1 protein-coding gene is annotated in these 2,721 nt (G+C 56.0%); it reads left to right on the top strand.

Annotation, left to right across the window (positions count from 1 at the left end):
• The first annotated feature begins 83 nt into the window (after positions 1–83).
• On the top strand, positions 84–779 hold the full coding sequence (locus AC3WUM_RS25115; RefSeq protein WP_492414069.1) for a metallophosphoesterase: 696 nt from the start codon (positions 84–86) through the stop codon (positions 777–779).
• Positions 780–2,721 lie beyond the last annotated feature (1,942 nt).

Below are 2,721 nucleotides of genomic sequence, written 5' to 3'. Positions count from 1 at the left end.
CGAGCCACGTCATTGAGTCCTTTCGCCCCCGAGGAAGAAGTCTATCGGGACGACAACTATTCTGACGCGGGGGGCCGGCATTCCTGCCTTCGATCGGCGAAGACCTCGTCGTACTAGCGGGCGATGTTGGCCCAGGACTCCAAGGCATCAACTGGGCCGCGGATGCTTTTCGAGGTCGTCCAGTCGTGTACGTGATGGGCAATCACGAGTTCTATCACCGGGAGTACGAAACTACGCTGGCGCTGGCGCGAGGTGCCGCAGCCAAAAGCGACAACGTGCATCTTCTTGAGCGTGACTACATCGACATCAACGGTTTTCGAATCGCTGGATGCACGCTGTGGACCGACTTCGAATGCTTCGGCCCCGACATGATAGAAACCGCGATGTGGGAAGCCCAGCTTGGCTTGTCGGACTACCGGCTGATTAAGTATCGGGGGGATCTTCTCAATCCCGACATGACTCGCAAGTTCTGCTTGACGAGTAAGCGTTGGCTAGACGACGTCATTTCCACGTCGCCCTCGCCGCTCATCGTCGTTACGCATCACGCCCCGACGATGCACACCTTCAATCCGCGAATCAAACCTGATCTGCTGACGGGTTGCTTCCACAACGATCGACCAGAACTTGTTCGTGATCCGGTACGTCTTTGGGTTCATGGCCACAACCATTGGAGCCATACAAAGATCGTCAACGGCCTGCCGATTGTCAGCAACCAACGCGGATATCCGGGAGAAAAGGTCGGAGGATTCGATTGGGATCGCACTGTCGAGATCGCTTGAACAGCCTGCTTTCTAATTGCGCTGAATGCATCACAGAGCCCGTTCGATGAAATCCGAAAACAGCTGCGTACCCACTGCGTGTGAGTCGCTCACAACGCGCGTTTCCGCAATACCTCGATTCGACAAGCCACTGGTTCGCTTCCCACCCGTGAGTATCGATCAGTGGCTTAGTGAGTCTCTTGAAGCCACGAAAGCAGTGGCTGAGAATCCAGCACTGCGGCTGGAAGTAGCGCGATACCTTTCCTAGTCAGCCCGAACGAATGGCAACATGATTTCCGCTTTCCGCTAGACGCAAGGAAGTCGTTCGACGATCTATCTCGCACGAAAGGATTCTCCTCGATAGTCCCCCCTGAAAGGGGGCAACGGAAAAGTGACATCGACCCATTTTTCGAGGCGTTCAAAACTGGAGTTTGGTCACTTTTCCCCGCAACTTTTGACAGTCTCGATATCGGCTTTGGCCTAGCCTTCAGAAGCAGTCATTCGCCGGTGCGCACCCACTCCAAAGGCACGTAAGCCGCCTAACGACAGCTTCAATTCGTCTTCTTTGATGCCAAGCCCCAGCCAATCATGAAACTAAGCCAAGCCCCTCCCTCAGCAGAGATACGGGCAGCGCCCCTTTTGCTATATCAAGCAGCAACTCCCCAAGCTGTTCGTACGTGGATGGCCGACGCTGGTTTCAAACGGGCAACGCAAATGGCTTGAATACGTCCTACTCCATGCTCGGAAAAGCATTCGGCCGCAAGTTAAATCCAACAATCACATCGTCGCTTGCCTTCAGCTCGCCGCCTTTCTTCGCTCTCGACAAACGCGCTCGAAAAGCGCCGTATGACAACAATGCATGCGCTGCACAGCCTCGACTACCGCAGGCCCCTGGCGCTCGCTGCTTAACCAGTCCAAATTTTCCGCCGCCTCCCCTCAAAGCGGAGTTGAGGCCAAAGAGCGGCACAGCATAGCGATCGTTCTGACGGGTGAGTCGGCAATGCGCCGCCTGAGCAGACTGAGAACGCATATGAAAATGCGTAGACGTGCACAGGTATCGTGAATTACCCTCGCAACCGTCCGTAGCCTAATGGGGGGCACGGTGAATGTCCGGGGGAAAGCGTGCGTATGCGACGACTAGGCATCCGGCCATTACTTGCAGTCATCGTACTGTCATGGTTTGGGGTGGCAGCAGCCGAAACCGCAGTGCCGCCACCAGCCGGGCACTATGCTTATGTGCAGAACAATCGGCTCGCAATCTTTCACAACGACGCGTTCATCAAAGCGCGGAAGTTGGCACCCCCTTGCATCAAGCGCGGCTCGCTTTATTACACGGACTGCATGCCGCCCTCACCCCCGTCTGCAAGCGAGATGGGTGCGCTACTGGTCATTCTGATCCCAGATAGAGAGGACCATAGGCTCGGGCTTGACCGCACGTCGGAACCTCACGCACGCCTGCGAATTGAGCCCGACCGGTCGGCGGCAGTGGATCTTCCCCGACGTCCGGGCTGCTTCAAAATAGTTGGCGAAGATTTTCGTAGCGTTCGACTCAAGCCTTATGGCGATTTCGAAAGTAATGCCTATGAGTTTGAGTTGCCGCCAGCAGAGCTGACCTCCATGCGAGTGCCTATCGCACTGTCGCCTTGCCGTACTCCTTTCAAAACACCCCGCGCTCGTGGGACCGAATTCGAATAGGCCGCCATGAATTTCATTCTCCCGCTGCGTATTGTCACGCTGCTCGTTGTGCTGTTGGCCTCCGCCTGTGCTACGCAGTCGCCTTTGCAATCGAATTACATGCGGTTCGTGGAACTGGCAAACCCCAATTCCACCATCACCGTCTGCGGTACGCCGCGATATCAATTCATGGACAGGCGCAGTGGGCGCTACCGGCGCGCGTCAAGATAGTTGTCGCCTCAGTCATGCAGCCAATCGCTGTTTGGTTGTAGCGCCTGATGAGTTCGGC

The sequence above is a fragment of the Hydrocarboniphaga sp. FW305-C-57 genome (assembly GCF_058783045.1).
This window is presented reverse-complemented; position numbering and strand designations above follow the sequence as displayed.